The 1261-nt window shown below is 63.4% G+C and carries 1 protein-coding gene; it reads left to right on the top strand.

Annotated elements, in window-relative coordinates:
- The first annotated feature begins 74 nt into the window (after positions 1–74).
- A protein-coding gene (locus NV1_RS41640) for an IS3 family transposase (RefSeq protein WP_373864714.1) occupies positions 75–1219 on the top strand; the annotation gives its coding sequence in 2 pieces (ribosomal slippage) (positions 75–348 and positions 348–1219; 1146 coding nt in all).
- Positions 1220–1261 lie beyond the last annotated feature (42 nt).

The raw sequence follows: 1261 nt of genomic DNA, 5'->3' as shown, positions 1-1261 counted from the left end.
GGGACTGCCCCGGCTTGGGTTGACTCCTGACCTGAGGAGACTGTTCGGTCTCCTTTGTGAGAGGATGCGTCACCGTGCCCAAGCCCTACCCCGAAGAATTCCGTCGCGACGTGGTCGCCGTGGCCCGCAAGGGCGAGGCGACACTGCGGCAGGTGGCGAAGGATTTCGGGATATCGGAGAGCTGCCTGGCCGGCTGGCTCAAACAAGCCGATATCGAGGACGGACATCGCAGCGGGGCAACCCGTGCCGAGTCGGACGAACTGCGTGAGCTGCGTAAACGCAACAAGCTGCTGGAACAGGAGAACGAAATTCTGCGGCGGGCGGCAGCGTTCTTCGCCCGCGAGCTGCCCCCAAAATGATGTACCCGCTGGTCCTGGACCTTGCCGCTGACCGAATCCCGGTGGCGGTGGCCTGCCGGGTGTTGGGATTCTCGAAACAGGCGTTCTACAAGTGGCGCGAAGAACCTGTGTCCCAGCGTGATTGGGACGACGCGCATCTGATCAACGCTGCCCTCGACATCCACGCCGACGATCCAGAATTCGGGTATCGGTTCATCGCCGACGACCTGGCCGATCTCGGTTTCGAGGCTGGGGAGAACAGGGTCCAGCGTTTGTGCTCGCTGCAGGGCATCTACAGCGCATTCGCCAAGAAACGCGGCCTGACCTCCCGGCCAGGCCCACCAGTCCACGACGACCTGGTTCGCCGCGATTTCGCCGCCACCGGCCCGAACCGGCTATGGCTGACCGACATCTCCGAGCACCGCACCGGCGAGGGGAAGCTCTACATCTGCGCTGTGAAGGACGTGTGGTCCAACCGCATCGTCGGCTACAGCATCGACGACCGGATGACCGCTGAACTGGCGTGCTCGGCGCTGCGCAACGCTATCGGCCTGCGGTCACCAGTCGGCACCATTGTTCATTCCGACCGGGGTAGTCAATTTCGTTCCAGAAAGTTCGTAACCTTGTTGTCCCGCAACCGATTGCAGGGCTCCATGGGCCGGGTCGCCGCATGCGCGGACAACTCGGCCATGGAGTCGTGGTTCGCGCTGCTGCAACGCAACGTGCTCGACAGGAAACGTTGGGACACAAAGGAAGAACTGCGTCTAGCCATGGTGTGCTGGATCGAGCGGACCTACCACCGCCGACGGCGCCAGCGGGGGCTGTCCCGGCTGACCCCGGTCGAGTATGAGACCCTGAACCAGGCCTCACTCGCGGCCTGAAACCACCACAACCCGCGAGTCAATCAGATCCGGGGCAGTCCC

The sequence above is a fragment of the Nocardia vaccinii NBRC 15922 genome, from assembly GCF_001613305.1.
GTDB classification, from domain to species: domain Bacteria; phylum Actinomycetota; class Actinomycetes; order Mycobacteriales; family Mycobacteriaceae; genus Nocardia; species Nocardia vaccinii.
Note: the sequence above shows the minus strand (reverse complement) of the source record. Positions and strands in the feature narration are given on the sequence as shown.